Below are 888 nucleotides of genomic sequence, written 5' to 3'. Positions count from 1 at the left end.
GTCGTATCTCGCGCCCCACGCCAATCCTGGACTCGAAGATCTACAACGTCACGCTCAACCCCTATTGGACAGCGCCGCGCTCGATCATCGAAAAGGATATTGTGCCGCTGATGCGCAAGGATCCGACCTATCTGACGAAGAGCAAGATTCGTCTGTTCGATGCCAAGGGCAATGAAGTCGATCCCAAGACCATCGACTGGAACGCCGAAAAGGCGCCGAACCTGATGTTCCGTCAGGACCCGGGCAAGATCAATGCCATGGCGTCGACCAAGATCAACTTCCACAACCAGTTCGACACGTATATGCACGACACGCCGCAGCAGGGCCTGTTCAACAAGCTCTCGCGCTTCGAATCGTCGGGCTGCGTGCGCTGCCAGAACATCCGTGATCTGACGACCTGGATTCTGCGCGACACGCCCGGCTGGAGCCGCCAGCATATCGAGCAGGTGATCAAGACCGGCGTCAACACGCCGATCGATATCACTGAGGAAATCCCGATCTATTTCAAATATGTCACCGCCTGGTCCGCCAAGGACCATGTCGTGCAGTTCCGCGACGACATCTACCAGATGGATGGCGCCCAGGAACTGGCGCTGCAGACCGGCCTCAACCAGGAACCGGCCGTCGCCAACAACTGAGTACGGATAAGAACATGCAAAAGCCCGCCAAACTGGCGGGTTTTTGCATGTCTGCGAACACATTCTTCCTGAGCATTGATCAGGCGCGCGAGCGGCCTGTGCGGCCCTTTCCCAGCCAGGCGCGTGGCGAAAGCCGGCTCGGCTTGAGCGGCAGAGGCGGTCGCGCCGCCCGGTCGAACGACGGCAGATGGACGGCCGTCGCCACGCTTTCGATGATTTCGGCGGTTTCGAACACGGCGCGGTTTTCGGG

The 888-nt window shown here is 59.5% G+C and carries 1 protein-coding gene; it reads left to right on the top strand.

The window, feature by feature from the left end; genetic code table 11:
- The coding region (locus AC1D0P_RS26155; protein ID WP_477679387.1) for a L,D-transpeptidase family protein at positions 1–638 on the top strand (638 nt) is incomplete at its 5' end.
- Positions 639–888 lie beyond the last annotated feature (250 nt).

The organism is Polaromonas sp. P1_G2, from assembly GCF_056405515.1.
This window is presented reverse-complemented; position numbering and strand designations above follow the sequence as displayed.